Genomic DNA, 23,639 nt, shown 5'->3' with positions numbered 1-23,639 from the left:
CGGCCATGGCCTCCGTGTCCCAGGGCCGCCAAGGCAGCAGGGCCGAGACCGGCGGCATCGGCGCCGCGGCGCCGATCAGCCTGCGTGGCGCCGCCCTGTCGTACGGCGAGCGGGTCCTGTGGCACGACCTCGATCTCGACGTACGCCCCGGGGAGTTCCTGGCCGTGCTCGGCCCGAACGGCTCGGGCAAGACCAGCCTCGTGCGTGCCCTGCTGGGCCGGCAGCCGCTGTCCGCGGGAACACTGACCGTCCTCGGCCGAACTCCCCGCGAGGCCGCCCGGCACATCGGCTACGTCCCCCAGCAGGCCGCCCTGTCCGCGCACGCGATGCTGCGCGCCCGCGACCTCGTGCGCTTCGGGATCGACGGGCACCGCTTCGGACCACGGCTGCGGCCGGGCGCCGCCCGCAGGCGGGTGGACGAGATCCTGGAAGCCGTCGGGGCCGCGGCCTACGCCGACGTCCCCCTCGTCCTGCTGTCCGGCGGCGAACGCCAGCGCGTGCGTATCGGTCAGGCCCTGGCGGCCGATCCGCGGATCCTTCTGTGCGACGAGCCGCTGCTCTCCCTCGACCTGCGCCACCAGCGGGCGGTCACCGAACTCGTGGACGCCCGGCGCCGCTCCCACAACACGGCGGTGGTCTTCGTGACCCACGAGATCAACCCGGTACTCGACCTGGTGGACCGGGTGCTGTACCTGGCACCGGCCGGCCACCGTGTCGGCACGCCGGAGGAGGTGCTGACCTCCGCGTCCCTGTCGGACTTGTACGGCACACAGGTCGACGTCGTACACGTCCACGGCCGGATCGTGGTCGTCGGAGCACCCGACGAGCCGATCGCCCCCGCTCCGCCCCACCACCACGCCTCCGTGGTGCACGAGACCGACGGAGTCCGCCCATGACGTTCGCCGACGGAATCTGGCACCAGATCTTCAGCTTCGACAACTACAGCGAACTCCTGGAGCTGGTTCGCAACTCCCTCATCGCCGGCGCCGCACTCGGCCTCGTCGGCGGCCTGGTCGGGGTCTTCGTCATCATGCGCGACCTGCCCTTCGCGGTCCACGGCATCAGCGAGCTGTCCTTCGCGGGCGCGTCCGCCGCGCTGCTGCTGGAGGTGAACGTCGTGGCGGGTTCGATCATCGGTTCGCTCGTCGCGGCCGGCACGATCGGCGTACTGGGCGCGCGAGCCCGGGACCGCAATTCGGTGATCGGCATCCTCATGCCGTTCGGCCTGGGACTCGGCGTGCTCTTCCTCGCCCTCTACAAGGGCAGGGCGGCCAACAAGTTCGGCCTGCTCACGGGCCAGATCGTCGCCGTCGACACCCCGCAGATGAACTGGCTCCTCGGCACCTCGGCGCTGATCATGGTCGCTCTGGCCGTTCTGTGGCGGCCACTGGCCTTCGCCAGCGCGGACCCGGATGTCGCCGAGGCCCGCGGCGTGCCGGTGCGTGCCGTGTCCGTCGCCTTCATGATCGTGCTCGGTCTCGCGGTCGCGCTGTCGGTGCAGGTCGTCGGCGCGCTGCTGGTTCTCACCCTCCTCGTCACCCCCGCCGCGGCCGCCGCCCGCATCACCGCCTCGCCGGTACTGCTTCCGCTGCTCAGTGTGGTCTTCGCCGTGGTGTCGATCGAGGGTGGCATCCTGCTCGCGCTGGGCAGCAGCATCCCCATCAGCCCCTACGTCACAACGATCTCCTTCACCGTCTACGTCGCCTGCCGGCTCGTCGGCACCTACCGCACCCGGCGGTGGGGAGCCGGCAGGACAGTCCCGCAACCCGTCTGACCGGCGATCGGCACGCCCTTCCATGCCGTGGCGGAGCTGCCGGGCAAAGCATGGCTTAAGGACAGTTGTAATGGGAAATGATGATCCCCGAACGATTGTCTGATCGGTTGCCAGTGCCCCACGGCGGTGTCGCTCGACCCCCCGGGAGCCGCAGCCGCCGGTGCACGGGGAGGGGCCTGTCGTGCGTGTGCCCTTGTATCTGCGACCACGACTGGAGCCACCGCTCAGCTCGTTACTGGACCAAGTGCCCTTCCTGCACTCCCTCGTCGACGCGCTCGGCTCCCCGCTCAATGTGCTGCTGCCCGACCGGATCGCCGAGAACGCCGAGCAGTTCAGCGGCGTCTACCGCAAGCATCACCTCACCGGCCGGGTGTACTTCGCGCACAAGGCGAACCAGTCCAGCTGCCTGGTGCGCCGGCTGGCGGCGGCCGAACCCGCGACGGTCGGCGTCGACGTCGCCTCGCTGGGCGAGCTGCAACATGTCCTGGGCTGCGGTGTCACCCCGGACCGGATCATGGCCACCGGCCCGAAGGACCCGGAGTTCCTGTGGCTCGCCGCCCGTACCGGCGTCACCGTGAACATCGACTCGCCTGGCGAGCTCGATCAACTGGCAGAGCTGGTAGGGAAGTTCTCCTTGCCTCGGGCTGATGTCCTGCTGCGGCTGTCGGAGTTCGAAACGGCCACCGGCCCTGGTGCGTCCGGTGTGAAGATGCTCTCTCGCCGCAGCCGCTTCGGTACGCCGTTGCGGGAGGTGGGCGCTCTGCTCGACACGGTCGAACGGCACCAGGACACCGTCCGGCTGACCGGTGTCGCCTACCACCTGGACACCAACGGCCTGGCGGAGAAGGCGACCGCGTTGGAGCAGTGTGTCACGGTCATGGACGAGTGCCGGGCCCGCGGGCTGGACCCGCGCGTCATCGACATCGGCGGCGGCTTCGGGGTCGGCTATCTCGCGGACGCCGGCCAGTGGGCGCGCTACACCACCGAGCTGGCGGGCGCGGTGCTGGGTACCCGCCCTGCCCTGACCTGGCGCGGAGACGGCTACGGCCTGCGCAACGAAGGCGGCACGCTGCGCGGGACGCCGGCGCTCTATCCGGCCCACCGGCCCACGGCCGGCCCCGGCTATCTCGACGAACTCCTCTCCCATCCCGCCCCCTCCTCGGGCCGTCCACTCGGCGCCCTCCTCCTGGAACACCTCTACGACCTGTGCTGCGAACCGGGCCGCGCGCTCGTCGACCAGTGCGGGCTCTCGCTGGCGCGGGTGCTCGACGTGCGCCGCACAGGCCAGGACTCCGATGACCTCCTGGTGCGCCTCGGCATGAACGCGGGCGATGTGAGCCTGGAAGAGCACGGCGTTCTCGTGGATCCCGTCCTCCTCCCCCGTAGCGGCACGGCCGGGAAGGAAGACGCGGGCGCCGGGGAGCCAGTGGGGGTCTACCTGGTCGGCAACCTGTGTCTGGAAGCCGATCTGATCACACGCCGGAAGGTGTTCCTGCCCCGGCTGCCACGCACCGGCGATCTGCTGGCGTTCGCCAACACCGCGGGTTACACCATGGACTTCCACGCCCACCGGGCGCAGCGGCAGCCGCTCGCCCGCACGGTCGCCGTCCAACGCGACGGGGACTCCTGGCGCTGGTGTCCGGACGAGGAGTACTGGCCGAACACACGGCCGAGAGGACCGGTTTCATGAGGTACGACAGCATCACGGAGGCCATCGGCAACACGCCGCTGGTACGCATCGATCCGGCCGTGCACGGCCTGCGCCACATCGACCTGTACGCCAAGCTGGAGATGCTCAACCCCTTCGGCTCGGTCAAGGACCGGGCCGCGTGGAACATGGCGCGCCCCGGTCTCGCCGATGCCGCCGAGCGGGGAGCGACAGTCGTGGAACTGTCGAGCGGCAACACCGCCAAGGCGCTGGCCCTGCTCGCGGGAATGCACGGGCTGCGGTTCAAGAGCGTCACCAACCGGATGCGGGTGCCGGAGGTCAAGGAGCTGCTTCTGCTGCTGGGCGCGGAGATCGAGGAGTTGCCGGGGCAGAGCGAGTGCCTCGACCCGACCGACACCGAGGACCCGCTGACCCGCTTCCACCAGGCCCTTGCTGGGGACGGCAGCGCCTATCTGCACACCGACCAGTACTTCAACCCGCGCAACACCGAGGCGCACGCGGCGGGCACCGGACCGGAGATCGTCAAGGATCTGGACGGCCGGGCACCCGACTGGTTCATCGCCTGCGTGGGCACCGCCGGTTCGTCGACCGGGGTGGCGCGGGCGCTGCGCGAGCAGGACCCCGGGGTACGGGTGGTCGGGCTGGTGGCCCACAAGTCGGACTTCATCCCTGGCATCCGCACCATCGACGAGGTCCACCAGGTGGGCCTCTTCGACCCGGCGACGTACGACACGATGGAGTCGGTGACCGCCGACGAGGCCATTGACGGCATGCTGACCCTGATCCGCCGCTGCGGTCTGCTGGCGGGACCTACCGGCGGCGCCGCCTATCACGGCGCGGTACGGCATCTGCGTGCCGTGGACGGGGAGTTGGCCGCGTCGGGGGCGGAGGGCCGCCGGACGGCGGTCTTCATCGTCTGCGACCGGGCGGAAAGCTATCTCAGCTACGTACGGCAGCGCCGCCCCGAACTCCTGGGCCGGCCGCCCCGGAAGAACTCGGCGAGGGCGCTCACCGACGCCGAGGTGTGGGCGGAGGCTCAGGTCGTCAGCACCGACGACGCCTTGCGTTGGATCGCGGACGGGCAGCCCCGGCCGCTGGTGATCGACCTGCGCGGACCGCGGGCGTACACCGCACTGCACATCGACGGATCGGTCAACATCGTGGACGAACTGTTCGACGAACTTGTGCGGGGCGGCCTGCCGTTCAGCAAACGGCAGCCGGTCCTGCTGGCCTGCCCGGTCGGCGAGAAGTCCGCCCGCTACGCCGCGTTGCTGACCCGCATGGGCCACCCGGATGTGCGCAGTCTGTCCGGCGGCATCGTCGCCTGGCGGGACGCGGGCGCCCCACTGGTCCGGGACTGACTGCCATGTTCCACGAGGGATTGAGCAATGAGCTGCGGGAGCTGTCCGGTTGGCAGCGAGAGCTACGGGAGCAGTACCCCATCATCACCGGCCACCCGGAGCTGGTCTATCTGGACAGCGCGGCCACCTCGCAGAAACCGCGCACCGTCCTCGACGCCGCGCAAGCGTATCTGACGACGGCCAACGCCAACGCCGGGCGTGGTACCTACCCGTGGGCCAACCGGACGACGGCGATGGTGGAACGCACCCGGCAGCGCGTCAAGGCTTTCCTCGACGACCCCGCGCCCGAGCAGTCCGGCGTCCATTTCACCAGCGGCACCACGGAGGGGCTGCGGGCCGTTGCCCGGGACTGGCTCACCGACCAACTGACCGACGGCGACGAGATCCTCGTCCCGTTCGCCGACCACCGGGCGAACCTGGAACCCTGGCTGGAGACCCAGCGGCTGCTCGAACAGCGGGGCATCACCGTGCGCCTGCGCGCCCTGCCGTACCAGAGGGCCTCCGGAGACTACGACCACCGGGCCCTGACCGGGGTGATCGGCCCGCGCACCCGCTTCGTCGCCGCCACGCACATCCACCACGTCTACGGCGGCGACATGAACGTCCACCGCATCCGGGAAGCAGTCGGCCCCGACGTGCCGATCTGTCTCGACGCCGCCCAGAGCATCGGTCATCTGCCCGTGTCCATGACCGAACTCGACGTGGACTTCGTGGTCTTCTCCGGGCACAAGGCGCTGGCCCTGCCCGGCTCCGGAGCCGTCTGGGCCCGCAACGCACGCGGGCGGCGCTTCCGGCCCGGCGGCTGGCACGGCACCCCCAACACCGTCGGCATCGCCGCCCTCGAAGCCGCGCTCGACTGGCTGGACACCGCGGGCACGGACCGGATCGCACGCTGGACCACCGCCCTGACAGCCCGGCTCACCGACCGGCTCCGCCACCTGACCTCCTACGAGATCCTGGGCTGCCAGGCCGGCCTGGCAGCCGACTCACCCGTGCAGCGGCGCCACGGCATCGTCACCTTCCGGCACCGCGACATCCCCTCCGACGACCTCGGCTTCATCTTGTTCAGCCATGGATTCATGGTGCGCGCGGACAGCCTGTGCCAGGCCGGCGCGGAGCATCAGGACGGTTCGGTGCGGGTCAGCCTGCATGTGTACAACACGGCGGAGGAGGTCGACCGCCTGCTGTCCGTCCTCGGGACACTGAACTGAAAATGCTAGTGGAAACCGTTTCCACCTGTAGATTGCCGAACAGCACTGACGGGTGAGAGACGGAAGAGGCGCACGAACCGATGGGCGTGAGCATGGGGGCAGCCAAGCTGTGGGTGGAGCGCTGGGAACTCCAGCAGGAGCACTACGCCACCGACCGGGAAGAACGCTTCACTGTGATCGTCGACGCCGTCGAGCACATGACGGCCGACCGCACTCATCCGCTGATCCTCGACCTGGGCTGCGGCCCCGGCTCCCTGGCCGCCAGGCTCGCCGCGAGACTGCCGCAGGCAGAGATCGTCGCCGTCGACATGGACCCCCTGCTCCTGGAACTCGGCCGCACCCACCACGCGAGCGCCGCACGCTATGTGGACACCGTGATCGGAGCCCACGGATGGACCGACACCCTCGGCCTGGACCGCCCCCTCGACGCGGCTGTCTCCAGCACAGCCCTCCACTACCTCCCCGAACCGGCCCTGCTGCGCACCTACGAACAGCTCGCCGCACTCCTGCGCCCCGGCGGCGCCCTCATCAACGGCGACCACTTCACCCAGGCCGACCCCTGTTGCGCCGCCCTCACCGCACACGTCGGCAGGCGCCGCGCGGAGCGCTCACACACATGCCGCCACGAGGACTGGAAGTCCTGGTGGAATGCGGCCTCGCACGACCCGGAACTGGCCGACCTGTTCACCCAACGCGAGCAGCGCCAGTCGGAACTCCGCACCACCGGCGGCAACGACAACGGCCTGACACTGACGCGCCACACCGAGCTGCTGCGCCAAGCAGGCTTCCATCGCATCACGCCTGTCTGGCAGTTCGGCGACAGCCATGTCCTCGCCGCACTGAAGGACTGACGACCGCCCTGAACCACTTGCACGATCTGCGATTCGGGCCGGTTCAGCGGCCGTGATCAGCGCCGAGGAGCGAGCAGATGACCCCGTCGCCTGCGGCCGCTGTCAGCTCGCCGATGGTCACGTCGCAGGTCGCCACACGCACGGTGCCGTGCCGGCCGATCGTCAGGATCCGCAGGAACTCGTCGACGGCGGACGGGATCAGGCTCGGGACGGCGTGGAGCGCGTCGAACCGCTCCGGATGGCACAGCCGCATCGTGCAGCGCAGACCGTTCGTTTTCGAGGCCGCGTCGAACCCCGCCGCGATGGGCAGTTGGGCCACGGCCACCAACCCGCCGAGGTTCGGCATTCCGGTCGGGGGGACGGCGCGCCGACAGCGTCCGTGGTCCGGGGGCGTCCATCCGCGGGGAGTCGGCACTGCGGGCGCGAGGGGCGCGAGGGCGGCCCGTACACCGGCGTGGCGGGGCAGCGCCACGGCTCGTATCCGCAGGGGAGCCGGACGCGGGGCGGCGGCCCGTCCCGCAGCTCGGCGAGGAAAGGGGGCTGATGCCGTCCGGCCGACGCAGCGGGAACTCCGTCAGCGGTGCGGGCGAGTTGACCATCAGTGCCCCTTGAGGAAGTTGCATCACCAGGAGCGACGCGTTCGACCTTGAACTCTCAGCCCCCCCAGGCGAAAATGACAATCGCCTTTATCTACAGCCCGGAGGGTGACCGTGCTCGATCCGTACGAACGCTCCGCCGAGTACCTGCACCTGCTGATGGCCGGGGCCTGGCAGTCCCTTGCCCCGGCGCTGACCGGACTGCTCCGCGCGGTGGAAGCGGAAGCCGGACCGGTGGTGGACCTCGGAGCCGGTTCCGGCCGCGGGGTCGCGGTCATCTGCGACGCGCTGCCCGGCGACGAGCCCGTCCTCGCGGTCGAACCTTCCGCCCCCATGCGCGCGGTGCTCCTCGCCCGTGTCCACGACGCCCCCGAACTCCGCGGCCGGGTCACCGTGCTGGCGGAGGACGCCGCGCGCGCCGCCCTCCCGGAGGGTCTGCGAGCGATCGTCGCGCTGAACATGCTGGGCCACCTGCCGCCGGCCGAGCGTCGGGCCCTGTGGGCGAGCGCCGCACAGCGGCTCGCGCCCGGCGGCGCCCTCATCGTCGACGTCAGCCCGCCCACGCGGCCGGAGCGCGTTCCGCGCACCCGGATGGCTTCGGCCACCGTGGGCGCACTGCACTACGAGGGGTGGGCGAGCGCGGAGCCCTCGGGCGACGACGAGGTCACCTGGCGGATGGACTACCGGGTGCTGCGGGACGGTCTTCCGCTGTCGGAGGTCACGGTCGACTACCGGTGGTGGGTGGCGAGCGAGAGCGAGCTGGCCGAGGAGGCCTCCGAAGCCGGGCTCGTCATGCGACCCGCCGGCGATCCCCAGCTCGGGCTCCAACTCCTCACCCGTCAGGGCGATTAGGGCGTGTTTCGAAAGTAGCGTCGTCCGCCCGGTGGGCGGAGCCTGCGGCGTCTGGTGCGGTGCATCGCAAGGCGGAGGGCCGTCCGCGTACTGGGCGTACGCCGATGATCCCGACAACGCGGCGTGGGGGCACCTCCCGGCCGAAGGCTGGGGGAGTGCCGTGCCAGGCGTCGCGGGCCAGACGGGACTTTCGAAACACGCCCGCGCCCCGGCATCCGCCGACCGAACACGCCCCTGTCGGCCCTGAGCCCCGAGTCGTTCACCGCCGGCCGGCTGCGTCGGCGGATCCGTGAGCGCGCGGTCCAGGCCGCGACCCGCACAAGTGGTGACCGCCCACGTCATCCGGCACGCGCAGGAGCAGCGACCACGCCGCGCCCGCGCGACGCACGCCGCTCGGCACGCGGGCCTTCCGCCCCCGCTCCCCCTTCGGACCTCATGGATCCCACACAACTCCTTGGCAGATCTTTTGAAAATGATTACCATGTGACTTGTCTGTGCGCCTTCAAGCAGGTGCGCCTTCTGTCCCCGGGGGGGGGAGCTGTCTTGCATGCCATCACACGCACCCTGACCGTGCGTCGTCCTCTCCGTGCCGAAGGCCGCCGGCGGAACGGTGTCCACGCCGGACTGAGCATCTGCGCCGGAGGCACCTCGAAGTCCGTCACAGAGATCTCCACCTTCCTCGTGACGGACTGACCACCAATCCTTCGCTTCTCAACGATCCTTAGGGGGATCATCTTGCGTACCCTGACCCGCGCTCTCACCCTTTCGGGTTCCCTCGCTGCGGCCGTCGCGCTCGGCGGCCTCACGGCCACCCCGGCTCTCGCCGCGACCACGCTCAGCAGCGGCCACGTCGACGTGGTCGACGCCGAGTGGGACGGCACCGACCTGCACCTGCACGTCCACGACGAGGAGAACGACACCGAGTACGAGCCGGCCGACGTGACGCTGTCCGTGCCGGCCGCCGCGAGAGTCACCAACCCGGGCTACGGCTTCCTCGGCACCGGCAGCCAGATCTGGCTGCTCCCCGACACCGAACTGGAGGCCGACGCGGCCGGCGTGCTCTTCCCGGGCATCTCCGCCGAGCACCTGCCCACCGGCGTCTTCGCGAACGACTCGGTGTCGTACAGGCTCGTCAGCGCCACCCGCAACGGCGCCCCCACCGACGACTTCAGCGTCTACGAGGGCGCCGGCACCCGCTGGTACGACAGCAACACCGCCACCACCAGCTTCAAGTCGAAGACCTTCGGCGTCGGCACACACAACCACGCCAACTGGGCCTTCGAGGAGGCCGGCACGTACCAGCTGACCTTCCGTGTCCAGGGCACGGTCGGCGGCGTCACCGAGTCCGCCACCGCGACGTACACCGTCGTCGTCAGCTCGTGATGGGAGCCCTGACGCGCGGAAGACGCGCCTTCACGGCCGCTGCTCTCACCGCGGCGACCGCGGTGCTGTTGGGCGCGGCAGGGCTGGTCGTCGCCGGCGGCAGCGGGGCAGCCCGCGCCGCCGGCGGTGCCGTCGTCCTCGACGAGGGCGAGATGGACTTCGTACCCCGACTGGTCGACGGCGGGCTGCAGTTGCAGATCGATGACCGCAGCGGGGCCACGACGGTCACGCATGAGCCCTCGACCGTCGTCCTGCACGCCGTGCAGGAGTCCCTGCAGACCACCCTCAGCCCGGTCGCGGACGCGCTGGGCACCACCGACCTGGCCGCCTGGCAGCTCAACGGCTGGAAGGCCGCGGACATCTTCGCGCCCGAGCCCGGCTGGAAGGGCACCGAGGCGGGCGCGGACACGGAGGTGACGCTCGCGGGGTACGACGGCCCCGGGGACTTCGGCTTGGCCACATACACCCGGGAGATGGACTCCTCGGACATCCCGGCCGAAGCCCATCTCGGCAACACCGCCACGGCGCCGCGTTCCTTCACCCTGTCCGGCGGACAGGAACGGATGCTGCCCACCTGGTTGTTCACGGCAGAGGGCGTCCACCGGCTCACCTTCACGGTGACCAGCGGCGGCGCCACCGACACCGAGACCCTCGCCGTGGTCGTCGGCGACGACGTCGACCCGGCCGACGTGCTGCCCGGAGACGGCTCCACCCCGACAGCCACCCCGACCAGTTCGCGGCCCACGAGCCCGTCAGCCACCGCCCCGGCGGCGCACGTCATCGCCGAGGGCCATGTCGACATGGCGGCCCGCCCGGTGGACGGCGACCTGGAGTTCCAGTTCAAGGAAGGAACCGAGACCCAGTACGAGTGGTACGAGCCGAGCAAGGTCGTCCTTCATGTGCGGCCCGCAGCCAAACGGAAGATCCAGGAAGGGTACGAGTTCCTGGGGACCGCCGGTGACGCCGTGTGGTGGCTGCCCTTGCAGCAGCAGGCCGGCCTCCTGTGGCCCGGCTGGAACACACAGGAGTACGCCAGGAACGACATCGCCGACAGGATCTCCTTCCGGCTCGACTCCGTGCAGGGACCGGGAAACGTCGCGATGTTCCACACCAACGCGACGGCAACCACGGTCGTCTCGCTCAACAGCGGTGACGGGCTGCCCGACGCGCACACCCTAAAGCCGGGCACCCACAGCCACTTCAACTGGGCCTTCACCGCCGAGGGCGTCTACCGCACCACCTTCACGGTCAGCGCCACCCTGGCCGACGGTACGAAGGTGAGCGACAGGGAGACCATCGCCTGGGTGGTCGGGGACGATGTCGACCCGGGGACCGTGACGCCGGGAACGGGCGACGAACCGACGGCGACGCCGACGACCACGCCCTCGGTGACACCGAGCACGACGGCGTCCGCATCGTCATCCGTATCGCCCACGGCGCCTGACTCGGCAACGCCGAGTGCGTCGGACGACGGCAACTCGCCAGTGAGCGACGGTGGTTCAAGCGCGGCCGGCGGTGCCGGCAGCGGTGTCGACCCGTCGGCGTCCGGCCCGCTCGCCTCCACCGGCGCTCAGGTCGCCGTACTGGCCGCCGTGGCCGCAGCCGCCGTACTCGCGGGTGGCGGCGCGGTGTTCCTCGCCCGCGTACGGCATCGGCGTACAGCCCCGTGAGAGCGCGGGGACGGCGGACCGCCACCGGCAGCCACCCGGTCCGCCGTCCACGCACCACCCTGTTCGAGAAAAGGAGGAGCCCCATGCGGGGCCACCCCACAGGCACCATGACGGCCACGCTCACCACGGCCTGCGCACTGCTCGCCGCGGCGGCCACCGGGTGCAGCGGCGTCCGGTCCGGGTCGTCCGACGCCGCATTGACCGTTTCGGCGACCACAGCGATCATCGCGGACCTGGTCGAGCAGGTGGGCGGCGACCGGGTGGACGTCACCTCGATCGTGCCGCGCCACGGCGATCCGCACTCCTACGAGCCGAGCCCGGGCGACGCCGCCAAGGTCGCCGACGCCGACATCGTGTTCAGCAACGGGCTGCTCCTCGAAGAGCCCGGGATCATGAAGATGGTCCACAACAACGCCCCCAAGGACGCTCCGAAGGTCGAAATCGCCGAAGAACTGGAGCAGTACGGCGGCACGGTCATGAAGCTGGAGGAGGACCTCGGGCTCGATGTCCTCTGGCTCGGCTGGGCCGTCGAGGGCCAGGTCGCGGGCGACGGCTCCCAGGTGCGCACGACCGCGACGAAGCTGGAAGGTCCCGGTGAACTGCGCGTGTACCTCACCGATACCCTCGGCAGACCGAAGGTGTACGTCGACTCCGCCGACGGCCTCGACGCCAAGGACTCCTTCGCCCTGCCGCCCGAGGCACACACCCACGTCAACTGGGCCTTCAGCAAACCCGGTACCTACGAGCTGACCGTCGAGGGCCGGACCGAGACCCTGGACGGGAAGACCGAGAGATTCGGCAGCGGCACCTTCACCTTCACCGTCGGCGACGCCGCCGAGGCCCCCAAGGACGCGACCGTCCTCGACGGCGGGCACGCCGATGTCGCCCTCAACGCCGAGACCGGGAAGGTGTACGTCCGCGCGGACGAGGACAAGAGCGGCGAGCGCACCCGGCACCCGGCCTCGGACGTGGTGCTCAACGTGCCCGACCGGGCCAAGGAGTCCGTACCGGAGGAGAAGCCGTACGCCTTCCTCGGCAAGCCCGGTGAGGACCTGTGGGTACTCCCCCAGGCCGTCATCGGCAAGCACGTGCACGGCGACATGGACCCCCACGCCTGGGAGGACGTCGCCAACGCGGAGGCGTACGTCCGCCGCATCGAGGCCGAACTGATCAAGGCCGACCCGGACGGAAAGACGACATACGAGAAGAACACCGCGGCATACCTGAAGACGCTCGGCGCGCTCGACCAGGAGGTGGCACGCACACTCGCGACCATCCCTGAGGAGAACCGCGAGCTGATCACCACGCACGACGCCTTCGGCTACCTCGCCAGGGCGTACGGCATGCAGGTCGCCGGCTTCGTCGTGCCGGTGCCGAACCGAGAGCCGAGCGCGGCCGAGGTGGAGGAACTCGGCACCACCATCCGCGAGAAGCGGGTCCCGTCCGTGTTCCTGGAGCCCAACCTCGCCGCACGCGCCGACGTGCTGAAACGGGTCGCTCAGGACCAGGACGTCGCGGTCTGCACGATCTACGGCGACTCCTTCGACGACAAGATCCACGACTACCTGTCGATGATGCGGCACAACGCGAACGAGCTGGCGAAGTGCCTTGGAAAGGACGCCTGATGAGACACATGCCGACAGGACGCCGGGAACGCGTCGCCGTGGCCGTGGCACTCGCGGCCACGCTCGCGGGAAGCGGAGGCGGAGTCGCGGTGGCCGACGAGGGCAGTACCGGGCCCCGGCTGGGCCGGATCGCCTATACGGACGGCGCGTTGAGCCTGGATGCCGTGGCGGGGTCCGACGGTGCCACCGCCCACGTCGTCGAAATCCCCGACGCCCGTCCGGCGGACGCACCGGCACCCGGCTGGGACACCACCGGTGTGCCCGAGGCCGCCGTGGACCAGGGCACCGTGCGCTGGTCGCTGACCGGGCTGGACGGGCCGGGCGATCTGAAGGTGTATGCGAAGGCCGGCAACGGCGAGACGGATCCGCTGCTGTTCGACAGCGCGGACGGGCTGCCCGACGGCTACGAACTTCCTGCGGGGCAGGAGGGTTCCACTCGCTGGGCGTTCACCGCCGAAGGGACGTACCAGGCCATTTTCACCGCCGAGGCAAGGACGGTCGACGGACGGGAGCTGTCCGTGGGAACCGTCTACACGGTGCTGGTCGGGGACGCGGCCGTCACACGGGCAGCCGAACCCCCGGTGGAGGGCACGGACAACGCTCCCCCCGGCCCCACCACGGCGCCGACGGCGGGGCCGAAGGCGGGGCTGCACAACCTCATCGCACCGGCCGCCAGGACGGCATCCTCCGCCCCGGTCCCCGAACGTGCCGCCGCGGACACCGACACCGTTGTCTCCACCCCGAAGGTCATCGACGAGGGCCACATCGACATCGCCGCGCGGGTCGTCGACAAGCAGATGCAGATCCACATCAAGGACGGCACGGTCTCCGGCAAGACCACCTGGCGCGAACCCTCCTCCGTCGTCCTGCACGTCAAGCCCGCCGCCAAGAACACCCTGCCTGACCGGGACGACTTCGCCTTCCTCGGCAAGCCCGGAGACACCGTCTGGCTGCTCGACCAGGTGCAGCAGGACGGGCTGCTGTGGCCCGGCTGGTCCACCGACAACATCAAGGCCGGGGTCACCCGGGGCGGGGTGAAGTTCTCCCTCACCGCGGTGAAGGGCCCCGGCACGGTCGCGCTCTACACCTATGACGCCATGTCCGGCGCGAACGTGCTGTTCAACAGCAAGGACGGAGTTCCGGACGCCTTCGACATCCCGGCGAACACGCATGCGCACGGCGGCTGGGCCTTCACCAAGGAGGGCACATACCGGCTGACGTTCAAGATGAGCGGCACACTCGCCGACGGCACGGCGGTCAGCGACACCGAGACCGTGGCCTTCGTGGTCGGCGAGGAGAACCCGAACGCCGTGAAACCCGGGGCCGGATCGGGCAACGGCACCTCCTCCGACACGGGCGGAACGGACACGGGGGACGACAGCTCGTCCGGCACCGGAGCGGCCGGCGACGACGCGTCCCGGGCCGGCGGTTCATCGGACGGCGACGGCTCCATGGCCTCGACCGGTGCCGGGAACGCCGTACTCCTGGGCGGCACCGCGGCCGCGCTCGCCGCACTCGGGACGGCCTTCGTCGCCGTCACCCGCAGGCGCTCCAGCCGTACGGCCGAAAGGACCACCGCGTGACCGCCGCGGAGCCCCTTCTCCAGGCCCGGGACGTGAGCGTCGTCCTGGGCGGCAGGCCCGCCGTCCAGGAAACCCGGCTGACCGTGCACCGGGGCGACCTACTGGGCCTGCTGGGCCCCAACGGCGCGGGCAAGACCACCCTCCTGCGCGCCGTCCTCGGCCTGGTCCCCCTCTCGGGTGGCGATGTGCTGATCGACGGCCTGCCCCCGGGCCGCGCCCGGCACCTCGTCGGATATGTGCCCCAACGCCACGAGTTCGCCTGGGATTTTCCCGTCGACATCGCGGGAGCGGTGCTGTCCGGCCGTACTCGCTCCATCGGCTGGCTGCGCCGGGCGCGGCCCGCCGACCGGGCCGCCGTCGACGAGGCGCTGGAACTGGTCGACCTCACCGCCCTGCGCCGACGCCCGATCGGGGAGCTGTCCGGGGGGCAGCGCCAGCGCGTGCTCGTGGCCCGCGCGCTCGCGAGCGAGCCTCGGCTGCTGCTGCTGGACGAGCCGTTCACCGGCGTGGACGTGCCCACACAGGAACTGCTCAACGACCTCTTCGGCCGACTGGCCGCCGACGGCAAGGGCCTGTTGATGACCACCCACGACCTCGCCGCCGCAGCCCGCACCTGCACACGCGTGGCCCTTCTCAATCGCACGGTCGTCGCCGAGGGCGGCCCCCAACTGCTCGCCGACCCCGAGCAGATGCTGCGCGCGTTCGGCCTGGACACCGCGATCGGAGCGGCCGCGTGACCGTCCTGGACTTCCTCACCGACCCCTGGCACCTTCCCTTCATGCAACGGGCGTTCGGGGTCGCCGTGATCACCGGCCTGGTGTGCGGGGTCGTCGGCGTGTACGTCGTCCTGCGCGGCATGGCGTTCATCGGCGAGGCCGTCTCCCACTCGGCGTTCCCCGGCGTCGCCCTCGCCTACGCCTTCCAGGGCAACCTCCTCCTCGGCGGCGCGATCGCCGGCCTGACCACCTCCCTTCTCATCGCGCTCGTCTCACAGAACCGCCGCCTGAAGGAGGACACCGTCATCGGCGTGTTCTTCTCCTGCGCGTTCGGGCTCGGGATCGTGCTGGTGTCCACGCAGGACAGCTGGTCCACCGACCTGTCCTCGTTCCTGTTCGGGCAGGTACTCGCGGTCGGCCCGGAGGACGTGTGGACGGCGGCGTGCGTCGGCGCGGTCCTGGTGACGGCCTTGCTGCTGCTGAGCAAGGAGCTGGTCGCCGTCAGCCTCGACCGCGAGACGGCCCGGGCCGCCGGACTCCCCGTCATGCGGCTCGACCTGATCCTCTACACGGTGGTGACCGCCACGATCGTGATGTCCCTGGAGGCGGTCGGCAACATCCTCGTCCTGTCCCTCCTGATCACCCCGGCCGCCGCGGCCCGCATGCTCACCGAACGACTGTGGGCGATGACCCTGCTGGCCTCGCTGCTCGGCGGCACGGGCGCGCTGGCCGGGCTGTACGTTTCGTACGCCTATGACCTTGCCGCCGGCGGCTCCATCGTCTGTGTCCTGACCGCCCTGTTCGCCCTGACCTGGTGCCTGGCTCCGCGGCACGGGCTGGTGGCGCGGGCCCGGCGCCGGGGCGACTCCGAGACCTGGCGACCGGCCCGGGAAGAGACGGTCTCGGCCTGACCTGCCATCTGTTGACCACGGGACCCATTTCATATGGCGGCAAGGATCTGCGGCCGGGGCGGCGAGCCGGCCATGACACAGCACGCGGTACGCCCGGACACGATCCAGGAGACGCGCAAGGCGGTGGCGGCCCGTGCCAAGTACCGTGTGCAGACGCCGGTGGTGGTCGGCGGGGTCGCCGCCAACTCGCGTGTGCGCTCCGCTTCCTGACGGAGGAACACTGCCTGGCCGCGGGCATCGAACTGCGGGTACCGCCGCTCAGGCTGTGCACGGACAACGGCCCGATGAACCGCCGCTGTCGGCGACCTCAACGTGGCCGAGCAACCGGGCACGACAGGCGGTGTGTTGATTGTCGACGGCACCGAGGCCGTGTGCTGTGGCGAGGCAGGCCGTACTCGTCGACGCAGGGCAGCCGGATCGTTGGCCCGGACGGACCGCCCGGCAGGGTCAGAGCGGGACCGAGGTTTGCGGGTCGCCGAGTGTCTTGAGCCGGTCGGTCACCGCCCGCATGAAGAACCCGGGCAGCCCAAGTGGGGCCGCTTCAAGTCGCCGTAGCCACCCGCGAGTGTTATCGACGAATTCACGCCGCACTCGCCCGGGTTGGAGAGGATCACCTCCCCGATTCGGAGGTAAGCGTGAACACGCGAAGATCGACCGGCCGTGTGGCCTTGGTCCTGTCCATCGTGGTGGCTGTGTTCGTCAGCCTGATATCCCCGGCGGCAGCGGCAGACGACCGGGGGCTCAGCGAGGACTTGGTCCTCACCCTCAACGCCTCGGACATCGGCGCGGATCCTGCCGACCTGCGGGACATCGTTCCCGAGATGCAGGCGGATATCAGCGAGCACGGCGGACTGGGCAACGCGCTCAAGCAGGCGCTCGCGGACAGCCATGTGAACACCACCGTCAATACCTCGGAGTGGCCGAACTTCCAGGGCACGGTGGACGTGACCTCCAACGGCGCCGGCCTGGCCATCACCATCCCGAAGGGGGAGGTCACCACCGCCGGCTTCTGGACGGGGATCGCCGCGTCACTGATCGGCTACGCCGCGGGGTACGGGCTCAGGGTGCTCTGCATCGCAGGCTTGACGGCCACCGGGGTGGGCGCCGCCACCATTCCGCTGGTCTGCACCCCCCTCCAAGGCGCCGTTACCGGCATCGTGACGGCGATCGTGAACCACGGGTTCGCCGGGGACCTGGGCTCCCCGGAGTCGATCAGGGACATCATCATCGGTGGGCTGATCGGAATGTCCATCGGCGCCCTGTGGGAGAAGTATTTCTCCCCGTGGGCGAAGACCCATGTCGCCAGGGCCTTCAAGGACCTCGGTACCTGGATCAGGTCCAGGGTGCCCTGGGTCGACTCCTGGCTCGGAAGGGAGGCCGCCGACGGGGCGGATCATCTCGGCCAAGAGCTTGAGGACCTGGAGAACCTGCTCAACGAAGCGATGAGGGACTGGGGTGGGCTGCGTCCGCCGGTGCGGCTGATGCCCCTCGGAGACTCGATCACCTACGGGATAGGTGATCCGGACCAGAACGGCTATCGCGACCACCTGGCCACCTCACTCAACCGGCGCTCGGTCACTGTGGACTTCGTCGGCTCGCAGACGAGCGGCACCATGGCGGACCGGGAGAACAACGGGTACCCGGGATGGACCATCGACGAGATCGCCGGGCCTGCGCTCAGAGATGTTCCGGCGATGCGTCCGGACGTGGTCACGCTCATGGCGGGTACCAACGACATGATCCACGACGTCGACCCGGGCAACGCGATCAACCGGCTGCAGCGCTTGATCGATGGCGTGCTGGCGGCGAACCCGGACGGGTTCGTGGTCGTCGCGACGCTGACTCCGTGCACCGATGCGGCGGTTCAGGCTCGTATGGACTCCTACAACGCACAGGTCCGGGAGCAAGTCGGAGCGCGGGTGGCGCGCGGCGACCGTATCGTCCTGGTGGATATGTCCGGGGTGTCGACGCAAGGGTGGGCGGACTTCGTGCACCCCAACGATGCGGCGTATCAGCAGATGGCAGCGGTCTTCTCCAACGGCGTCGCGGACGGTGTCAAGCGAGGGCTGCTGCCCGGCGTCACGGTGACCGGCAGTGCCGAGGAGACCGGAAACACGGTCTCGCCGGGCTCGGGCTCGGGCGGTACCGCAAACACGGACTCGGGCGGGCTCGCCACGATCAACACGGCGGACTACACGCTCAACGATGTCGCCAGGTGGCTCGGCACGGGAGTCCACGCGCTGGGCGGCCTCGCCCCGGCGGCCAACATTCGCCTGATGGACTTCGACGGAGACGGCGATGACGACTACGGGATCCTCGGCCCCGCCGGTGAGCTGAACGTCTGGCGCAACGACGGCGGCGACATCCCCGGCGGGAACGGCTGGAAGAGCATCGGAAGGGTCGCGGCCGGTACCGGTGACGGTTCCAAGGTCCGGTTCATGGACGCCGACAAGGACGGTGACGACGACTACGTGACCCTCGATCCGACAGACGGTCAGATGCAGCTCTGGGTCAACCGCATCGCCCACTGAACCGCGCACGCGGCGGGCCCGGCCGACGCCGACCGCCGTGAGCCAAGCGGTCGATCACAGTGAGCGGCCCGGTGCGATACTCGTTGCACCGGGCCGCTTTCGCCACGCCTACTCCGGCGACCTCAACAACGACCCGGCCGGCTTTGGGAACGTGCCTACGGAGGTGGCGGTGGGCATCTGCTATCGGCCCAGGAAGCCGGTGTTGCGACGACCGGTTGAGTCCAGGCTCAGTACGCGCCCGTCAAGCTCCAACGCGGCTGCCGAGAGCGGGAATTGAGGCGTCCATGAGTTCCGTGCGGGACTCGTACGACAACGCTCTCGCAAAGAACCTGTGGATACTGATCAAGACGGAGGGCATTCGCGGCCGCGCTTTCGCCACCCGGGCCGAGGCGAACCTCGTGCTCTTCGAGCCAACCAGGCAACGGTCGAACGAGCGAACCTGGCATCCCTTCAACCTGCACTGACCAGCTGATCAGCACCTCCCGTACAGCGGGGGAACCTCAGTTCAGGAGCAGGTGCGGGCCGGCCGCTATCTCAGCGACGTGAGCCCCGAACTCGATGCGAACCTGGAAGTGGCCGCCGGCAGGCCCGCGACTCTCCTTGCCGGGCTGATCCAGCAGTGCGGGCAGGTCTTCAGCTCGGGTGCATGCGAGATTTCAGCCGCGGTCGCCGGTGAGACACGAGCCAAACTCCTTGGACTGAAGGCGGCGGACCCCGTCCTCCTCTTCGTTCAACTGGCTGAGTTCGAAGGGACGCCCGTCTACCTCGCCAAGTGCATTGTCACCAGCAGGATCGGACACCTGTCGCTCGTCCAGTCCGGATAGGCCAAGGCTTCTGCGAACCGGCATCTCGCACGTCCAGCCTTGACCGTTCATCACGCCCGCTGTTGGTTCCAAGTGCGGCGGCGTCCGGCTGCCCGGCTCTCCAGACACCTCCGACTCAGCCACACTGCGAACGCAAGCCCTGCAACCACCCGGCCCCCTCGGTCTCGCAGCAGCCGGAGGTGACCCGGGCCGTGCTGGAGCGGGCCCTCGTAGCCGAGGCGACTAGCCACCTGGGTTACGAGAAACACGATCCTGCGGGCCGCGGCTCGGGCGACAGCCGCGACGGCACTTCGCCCAAGACGGTGCTGCCCGACGCTGGAGCGGTGACGGTCGCCGTTCCCCGCGACCGCAACGGAGCGTCAGCCCGTCGACCCGGTGCCGACGCGGCGGTGCTGCTCGGACAGGCCCGGCACCTGCTCGACGGACGTCCTGCGGGAACAGCTCTTCCGGTCACAGAAGTAGCGGCGCACCCGTAGCCCCGAAGCGACTCGACGACGCGGTGGGCCGGATCTTGAAACTGAAGATGGAGACTGGGCCTGTTCGAGCGGCCGCGATGCCGGTGCTTCCGGCAATGCGGCCCCGGCGCCTTCGGCGCCGCGAACAGCAACGCGCTGCAACGCCTCGCGGCGGAGGAGTCACATCTCGGAATCCCGCTGCTCTTTCGTCGGTGCCGTCAGCGCCGTCGAATCCCCCCTGCCGGTCGATCCGCCGTCACCCCTTGAGCGTTCCCTGGGCGAGCGCTCTCTCCATGCGCCGGTTGAGGACGACGTGAACTGCGGACAGAGCCCTGCTCGGACAGTTGATGCGCTCGGTGCCGGTGGAGATGGAGGAGAGCGCTGTCAGTGACAGACCGAGCAGGCTGCGGATCATCCGCGGTATCTACCTGCCACTGGCCTGGCCGAGCGGTTGCCTGCTGGAGGATGGACGGAGACCTTCGATGCCGCTGCCGTAACCGCCGATACGCTGTGCCGTCTGGTCGGCGGCGCCATGACCGAGCCACCGGCGCAAGGAGCCGCAGGCAGGCCGTTCGGGCCACATCCGGCCCAGGCTGCCGAGCTTCATCTACCGCATGCGGTCGATCCGCGGCCACATTGGCCCTGCGCCCGCTTTCAGTCAACTCCCTTGCCGGGCATCATCGTTGCATGTCACGTCTCAGGGAGATGGCACGGCAGGGTGCCACGGCGGCGGGGCCGGTGGTGGCTGTGGACACCGACGACATCCTGGCGCCGGACCGCTTCGGCTGGTGGAACGACATGGTCGGCGACGAGGTCATGCCGGTGGCGATCCAGAGTCCGCACGCAAACCGTTTCCGGGGCCGGGTAGAGTCCGTCGGGCTCCCGCGCAGCCAGGTCGCGGCCTTCGACTTCTCCCCGCTGACCGCCCGGCGCTCCCCCGCCCACATCCGCCGTCAGGACCCCGAGGACTATTTCCTGCTGCTGGTCCGGGAGAGCGCGATCCGGCTGGAGCAGGCGCGCAACGTCGCGTGCCTCGGCCCCGGCGACATGGCGCTGTTCTCCTCCTCGCAGCCGCTGACCTGCGACTTCCTGGACAGGGGTGGTCCTGTCCGCTTGACCCTCCTGCGCCTCACCCGTGCCCTCCTCCCCCTGGCCGACCGCCGCGCCGACCGCATGCTGGCCGAGCCGCTGCCCCACAAGTCCGGCTCCGGCGCCCTGCTGGGCCCGTATCTGACCTCCCTGTCCGCGGCCGCCCGCACCTCGGGCCCTGCCGAGCTTGCCCGGCTCGGCTCCATAGGGGTGGACCTGGCCGTGTCCCTCCTCTCGGCGCGGCTCGGCGACCAGGGCTTGCCGCCCGTCGAGACCCACAGAACGGCACTCCTTGCCCGGATCAGCGCCTTCATCGACCACCACCTCACCGACCCGGCACTGGGCCCGGCGGCCATCGCCGCCCACCACCACGTCTCCGTACGCACCCTCCACCAGCTCTTCCAGGGCGAGCCGGAGTCCGTCGCCGCCACCATTCGGCGCCGCCGTCTGGAGCGCTGCCGCGCCGATCTGACCGAGCCATGCCTGCGCCACCGCACGATCGGCGAGACCGCCCTGCGCTGGGGATTCCGCCACCCCGCGGACTTCAGCCGGGCCTTCCGCAGGGCGTACGGGCTCTCGCCGAGCGAGGTCCGGGCAACCCTGCGCTGAATGTATGCGCTCATGGCTAAAGACCGGGCCGCACAGCACGGGTGACAGTGGGACTGCGGCATCCCAGCGGCTTCAGGGGCGGGCCCTGCGCAGCGTGAGCAGGTCGGCGAGACGCACGCCGGGCCGCCGGGGGAACCTGAAGCTCTGGGGTGCTTCCTGCCTGCGTGGACTCCCACGCCGTACGAGATCTGGGGGACTCTTGCGACAGGGATCACCTCGCCCGTGGACGGCCACGGCCGCCGCCCTGCTCCTGCTCCTCGTCGGCTGTGGCGGCGGCTCGGGCAAGGCCAGGTCCGGCGTGCCCTCAAACCCGCCCCGTGCCCACGACCCGGTGACCAAGTTCGCGGCCGCCGAGACAGGGCTTCACGACGACGGAGAGTTCGCCCTCGACGGCACCACCGTGTGGGTCTCCACACAGGAGGGCCTGAAGTACAACGACGTCGCGACCGGCGACTCCGGGATCGTAAAGGTCTACGCAGGACGGCCGGTGCTCCAGAAACCGCAGCTGGGAGCCCCCGTCGTCGCGCGGGTCGCTGAGCGGACCGTGGTCCTGAGCGTCGCGCCGGTGACCAGACCCGGCACCGGCACACGTGTCACCACGTACACGATCATGCTCCTGGCGGTCGACGCGCGCACCCACGAGGAGGTGTGGCGCACCGAGATCCCCAGCGACGCGTTCGCCACGGGGGTGGACTTGAAGATCGCCGGCGTGGACGGCGACACGGCCGTCGTCACCTACGGGGCCGACATGACGACCGTCGACCTCACGACGCATCGAATGGTCTGGCGCAAGCCGAACGCCCCTTCCGTCGTCGCCGTCGGCGTTGGAACCATCGCCGTGGTCGCCAGCGACCGGTTCCTTGAGCGTCAGGTGTACGGACTGAGCGTCGCGAACGGTGAACGGACCTGGACCTAGGGGGATCGCGCCGGGAACCTGCGCGCCACCCCGGCCCGGCCGGGTGCGGTCCTGGTGACGCGCGGCAGCGACTACGGCCGCGTCGACGCCGCCCTTGTCAGCCTCGCAACCGGCCGCCCGGTGGCCAGGACCGAGCTCGGCGCGACCCCGGACCGGTGTCTGTACGACGAAAAGTCCACGATCGTCTGCATCAAGGACGAACTCGGATACAGGGTCGTCGCCGGGCTCGACGCGACCAGCGGCAAGAAGCTGTGGGAACTGCCCGCGAACGATCGCCTGGCACCGGTGGTGACCGCCGTCCGGCACGGCATCGTCTACGGCAAGCTCCGCGGCCAAGCGCTGATGCTCGACGCTCGCACCGGCGAGGACCGGCCGGGCGTCCTGCCGGACGCCCCCGACCTCGTCAACGAGTACATCGGCGTCTTCCTGGACGACGAGCGCGGGCGGTCGAGCGATTACGTGCCCGAGGCGGCCGGCGTACGGAGGACCGCAGGATGAGATCGCATCACACCGCGCGGGGTGCCTGCAGCCGTCGCGGGTGCACCGCTCCTGCTCCTCAGCTCAAGTTGACACACACCCATGGCCGCTCGGTGTTGCTGATGAAGGCCAGTGGGTCTCCGCCGACTTGAGGCCGCGGGTCAGAGTAAGAATCCGTGTTCTGGCTCGGCGGCCTCGGTCGGGGAAGCGCGGGTAGACGGACGGGGCGGCGATGCCGACCTTTCGGGCGACGGACCGCAGCGTGATCGCCCAGCCGGGGCTGTTCGCCCGCCGGCGGATCTCTTGGACGGCTTCGCGGCCGAGGCGGGGTGTGCCGGCGGACTCGATCGACGCAGCCGGGGCCGGGTCCGCCCTCGGGCGCGGATCATCCGGGCGGACCGCCCGGACGGTGAGGGCGAGGAGGAACACGACGACGAGCACCGACGACCGGACTGTCCCCCCGGAGGGGCGACGGGGTCATACGGTCAGTACCGTCCGGGAGAGACATGGCGCTGCTCGTCCAGTCGAGCCCTGCC

The 23,639-nt window shown here is 70.2% G+C and carries 21 protein-coding genes and 2 pseudogenes; 21 read left to right on the top strand and 2 right to left on the bottom strand.

What is annotated here, in order from left to right; translation table 11 throughout:
* Positions 1 to 5: 5 nt before the first annotated feature.
* From ABT245_RS19795 to ABT245_RS19770, 6 genes are all read left to right on the top strand, one after another.
* The gene (locus ABT245_RS19795; RefSeq protein WP_351735251.1) at positions 6 to 896 is read left to right on the top strand and encodes a metal ABC transporter ATP-binding protein; all 891 of its coding nucleotides are present in this window, start codon (positions 6 to 8) and stop codon (positions 894 to 896) included.
* Positions 893 to 1,774: a metal ABC transporter permease gene (locus ABT245_RS19790; protein ID WP_351735249.1), complete on the top strand. Its 882-nt coding sequence runs from the start codon at positions 893 to 895 to the stop codon at positions 1,772 to 1,774. The genes ABT245_RS19795 and ABT245_RS19790 overlap by 4 nt, the downstream gene beginning before the upstream one ends.
* Positions 1,775 to 1,955: 181 nt before the next feature.
* On the top strand, positions 1,956 to 3,464 hold the full coding sequence (locus tag ABT245_RS19785; RefSeq protein WP_351735247.1) for a Y4yA family PLP-dependent enzyme: 1,509 nt from the start codon (positions 1,956 to 1,958) through the stop codon (positions 3,462 to 3,464).
* Positions 3,461 to 4,804, top strand: a complete 1,344-nt coding sequence (locus tag ABT245_RS19780; RefSeq protein ID WP_351735245.1) for a pyridoxal-phosphate dependent enzyme — start codon at positions 3,461 to 3,463, stop codon at positions 4,802 to 4,804. Before ABT245_RS19785 ends, ABT245_RS19780 begins: the two co-directional genes overlap by 4 nt.
* Before the next feature lie 5 nt (positions 4,805 to 4,809).
* Complete coding sequence (locus tag ABT245_RS19775; RefSeq protein WP_351735243.1) at positions 4,810 to 6,015, top strand: aminotransferase class V-fold PLP-dependent enzyme; 1,206 nt, start codon at positions 4,810 to 4,812, stop codon at positions 6,013 to 6,015.
* Between the two features lie 80 nt (positions 6,016 to 6,095).
* Complete coding sequence (locus tag ABT245_RS19770) at positions 6,096 to 6,866, top strand: class I SAM-dependent methyltransferase (protein ID WP_351735241.1); 771 nt, start codon at positions 6,096 to 6,098, stop codon at positions 6,864 to 6,866.
* A gap of 43 nt (positions 6,867 to 6,909) precedes the next feature.
* On the opposite strand, the gene ABT245_RS19765 is transcribed toward ABT245_RS19770, so the two are convergent.
* A complete protein-coding gene (locus ABT245_RS19765; RefSeq protein WP_351735239.1) occupies positions 6,910 to 7,212 on the bottom strand; it encodes a cytochrome P450 family protein in 303 nt (100 codons plus the stop codon).
* A gap of 358 nt (positions 7,213 to 7,570) precedes the next feature.
* Here ABT245_RS19765 and ABT245_RS19760 point away from each other — a divergent pair, with 358 nt between their 5' ends.
* The 12 genes and pseudogenes from ABT245_RS19760 to ABT245_RS19705 form a co-directional block, all read left to right on the top strand.
* Entirely contained in the window at positions 7,571 to 8,314 is a 744-nt protein-coding gene (locus tag ABT245_RS19760) for a class I SAM-dependent methyltransferase (protein ID WP_351735237.1), read from the top strand.
* 735 nt (positions 8,315 to 9,049) lie between these two features.
* Positions 9,050 to 9,697, top strand: coding sequence for a choice-of-anchor M domain-containing protein (locus ABT245_RS19755; RefSeq protein WP_351735235.1), 648 nt, complete (start codon positions 9,050 to 9,052; stop codon positions 9,695 to 9,697).
* A complete protein-coding gene (locus tag ABT245_RS19750) occupies positions 9,697 to 11,367 on the top strand; it encodes a choice-of-anchor M domain-containing protein (protein WP_351735233.1) in 1,671 nt (556 codons plus the stop codon). Before ABT245_RS19755 ends, ABT245_RS19750 begins: the two co-directional genes overlap by 1 nt.
* An 83-nt stretch (positions 11,368 to 11,450) precedes the next feature.
* Entirely contained in the window at positions 11,451 to 12,992 is a 1,542-nt protein-coding gene (locus ABT245_RS19745) for an anchored repeat ABC transporter, substrate-binding protein (RefSeq protein WP_351735231.1), read from the top strand.
* A complete protein-coding gene (locus ABT245_RS19740; RefSeq protein ID WP_351735229.1) occupies positions 12,992 to 14,575 on the top strand; it encodes a TIGR03773 family transporter-associated surface protein in 1,584 nt (527 codons plus the stop codon). The genes ABT245_RS19745 and ABT245_RS19740 overlap by 1 nt, the downstream gene beginning before the upstream one ends.
* Positions 14,572 to 15,312 (top strand): anchored repeat-type ABC transporter ATP-binding subunit, encoded by a 741-nt coding sequence (locus ABT245_RS19735; RefSeq protein WP_351735227.1) that lies wholly within the window; start codon positions 14,572 to 14,574, stop codon positions 15,310 to 15,312. The genes ABT245_RS19740 and ABT245_RS19735 overlap by 4 nt, the downstream gene beginning before the upstream one ends.
* Positions 15,309 to 16,202, top strand: a complete 894-nt coding sequence (locus ABT245_RS19730; RefSeq protein ID WP_351735225.1) for an anchored repeat-type ABC transporter permease subunit — start codon at positions 15,309 to 15,311, stop codon at positions 16,200 to 16,202. The genes ABT245_RS19735 and ABT245_RS19730 overlap by 4 nt, the downstream gene beginning before the upstream one ends.
* A 111-nt stretch (positions 16,203 to 16,313) precedes the next feature.
* A pseudogene (locus ABT245_RS19725) lies at positions 16,314 to 16,517 on the top strand (tRNA (adenosine(37)-N6)-threonylcarbamoyltransferase complex transferase subunit TsaD); the annotation flags it as partial.
* A gap of 320 nt (positions 16,518 to 16,837) precedes the next feature.
* Positions 16,838 to 18,733 carry an SGNH/GDSL hydrolase family protein gene (locus tag ABT245_RS19720; RefSeq protein WP_351735223.1) on the top strand — a complete coding sequence of 632 codons (1,896 nt, stop codon included), beginning with the start codon at positions 16,838 to 16,840 and terminating at the stop codon, positions 18,731 to 18,733.
* A 284-nt stretch (positions 18,734 to 19,017) separates the two neighbouring features.
* Entirely contained in the window at positions 19,018 to 19,197 is a 180-nt protein-coding gene (locus ABT245_RS19715) for a hypothetical protein (RefSeq protein ID WP_351735365.1), read from the top strand.
* 78 nt (positions 19,198 to 19,275) lie between these two features.
* Positions 19,276 to 19,557, top strand: coding sequence for a UTRA domain-containing protein (locus ABT245_RS19710; RefSeq protein ID WP_351735221.1), 282 nt, complete (start codon positions 19,276 to 19,278; stop codon positions 19,555 to 19,557).
* Between the two features lie 176 nt (positions 19,558 to 19,733).
* Positions 19,734 to 19,910, top strand: a pseudogene (locus ABT245_RS19705) (transposase); the annotation flags it as partial.
* 358 nt (positions 19,911 to 20,268) lie between these two features.
* Here ABT245_RS19705 and ABT245_RS19700 read toward each other — a convergent pair.
* Complete coding sequence (locus ABT245_RS19700; protein WP_351735219.1) at positions 20,269 to 20,427, bottom strand: hypothetical protein; 159 nt, start codon at positions 20,425 to 20,427, stop codon at positions 20,269 to 20,271.
* A 272-nt stretch (positions 20,428 to 20,699) separates the two neighbouring features.
* On the opposite strand from ABT245_RS19700, the gene ABT245_RS19695 reads away from it, so the two are divergent.
* From ABT245_RS19695 to ABT245_RS19685, 3 genes are all read left to right on the top strand, one after another.
* Complete coding sequence (locus ABT245_RS19695; RefSeq protein ID WP_351735217.1) at positions 20,700 to 21,710, top strand: AraC-like ligand-binding domain-containing protein; 1,011 nt, start codon at positions 20,700 to 20,702, stop codon at positions 21,708 to 21,710.
* A gap of 199 nt (positions 21,711 to 21,909) precedes the next feature.
* On the top strand, positions 21,910 to 22,626 hold the full coding sequence (locus tag ABT245_RS19690; protein WP_351735215.1) for an outer membrane protein assembly factor BamB family protein: 717 nt from the start codon (positions 21,910 to 21,912) through the stop codon (positions 22,624 to 22,626).
* A gap of 54 nt (positions 22,627 to 22,680) precedes the next feature.
* Positions 22,681 to 23,124 (top strand): hypothetical protein, encoded by a 444-nt coding sequence (locus ABT245_RS19685; protein WP_351735213.1) that lies wholly within the window; start codon positions 22,681 to 22,683, stop codon positions 23,122 to 23,124.
* Positions 23,125 to 23,639 lie beyond the last annotated feature (515 nt).

It is taken from the genome of Streptomyces sp. NPDC001508 (genome assembly GCF_040298665.1).
Lineage (GTDB): Bacteria > Actinomycetota > Actinomycetes > Streptomycetales > Streptomycetaceae > Streptomyces.
The sequence above is the reverse complement of the archived record's forward strand: the minus strand, read 5'-3'. Positions and strand labels throughout refer to the sequence as shown.

Excerpts from the sequence above, each read along its gene's own strand:
- ABT245_RS19795 (WP_351735251.1), top strand. The coding sequence starts at position 6 with ATGGCCTCCGTGTCCCAGGGCCGCCAAGGCAGCAGGGCCGAGACCGGC.
- ABT245_RS19790 (WP_351735249.1), top strand. The coding sequence starts at position 893 with ATGACGTTCGCCGACGGAATCTGGCACCAGATCTTCAGCTTCGACAAC.
- ABT245_RS19780 (WP_351735245.1), top strand. The coding sequence starts at position 3,461 with ATGAGGTACGACAGCATCACGGAGGCCATCGGCAACACGCCGCTGGTA.
- ABT245_RS19775 (WP_351735243.1), top strand. The coding sequence starts at position 4,810 with ATGTTCCACGAGGGATTGAGCAATGAGCTGCGGGAGCTGTCCGGTTGG.
- ABT245_RS19770 (WP_351735241.1), top strand. The coding sequence starts at position 6,096 with ATGGGCGTGAGCATGGGGGCAGCCAAGCTGTGGGTGGAGCGCTGGGAA.
- ABT245_RS19765 (WP_351735239.1), bottom strand. The coding sequence starts at position 7,212 with ATGCCGAACCTCGGCGGGTTGGTGGCCGTGGCCCAACTGCCCATCGCG.
- ABT245_RS19750 (WP_351735233.1), top strand. The coding sequence starts at position 9,697 with ATGGGAGCCCTGACGCGCGGAAGACGCGCCTTCACGGCCGCTGCTCTC.
- ABT245_RS19745 (WP_351735231.1), top strand. The coding sequence starts at position 11,451 with ATGCGGGGCCACCCCACAGGCACCATGACGGCCACGCTCACCACGGCC.
- ABT245_RS19740 (WP_351735229.1), top strand. The coding sequence starts at position 12,992 with ATGAGACACATGCCGACAGGACGCCGGGAACGCGTCGCCGTGGCCGTG.
- ABT245_RS19715 (WP_351735365.1), top strand. The coding sequence starts at position 19,018 with ATGAGTTCCGTGCGGGACTCGTACGACAACGCTCTCGCAAAGAACCTG.
- ABT245_RS19700 (WP_351735219.1), bottom strand. The coding sequence starts at position 20,427 with ATGATCCGCAGCCTGCTCGGTCTGTCACTGACAGCGCTCTCCTCCATC.
- ABT245_RS19695 (WP_351735217.1), top strand. The coding sequence starts at position 20,700 with ATGTCACGTCTCAGGGAGATGGCACGGCAGGGTGCCACGGCGGCGGGG.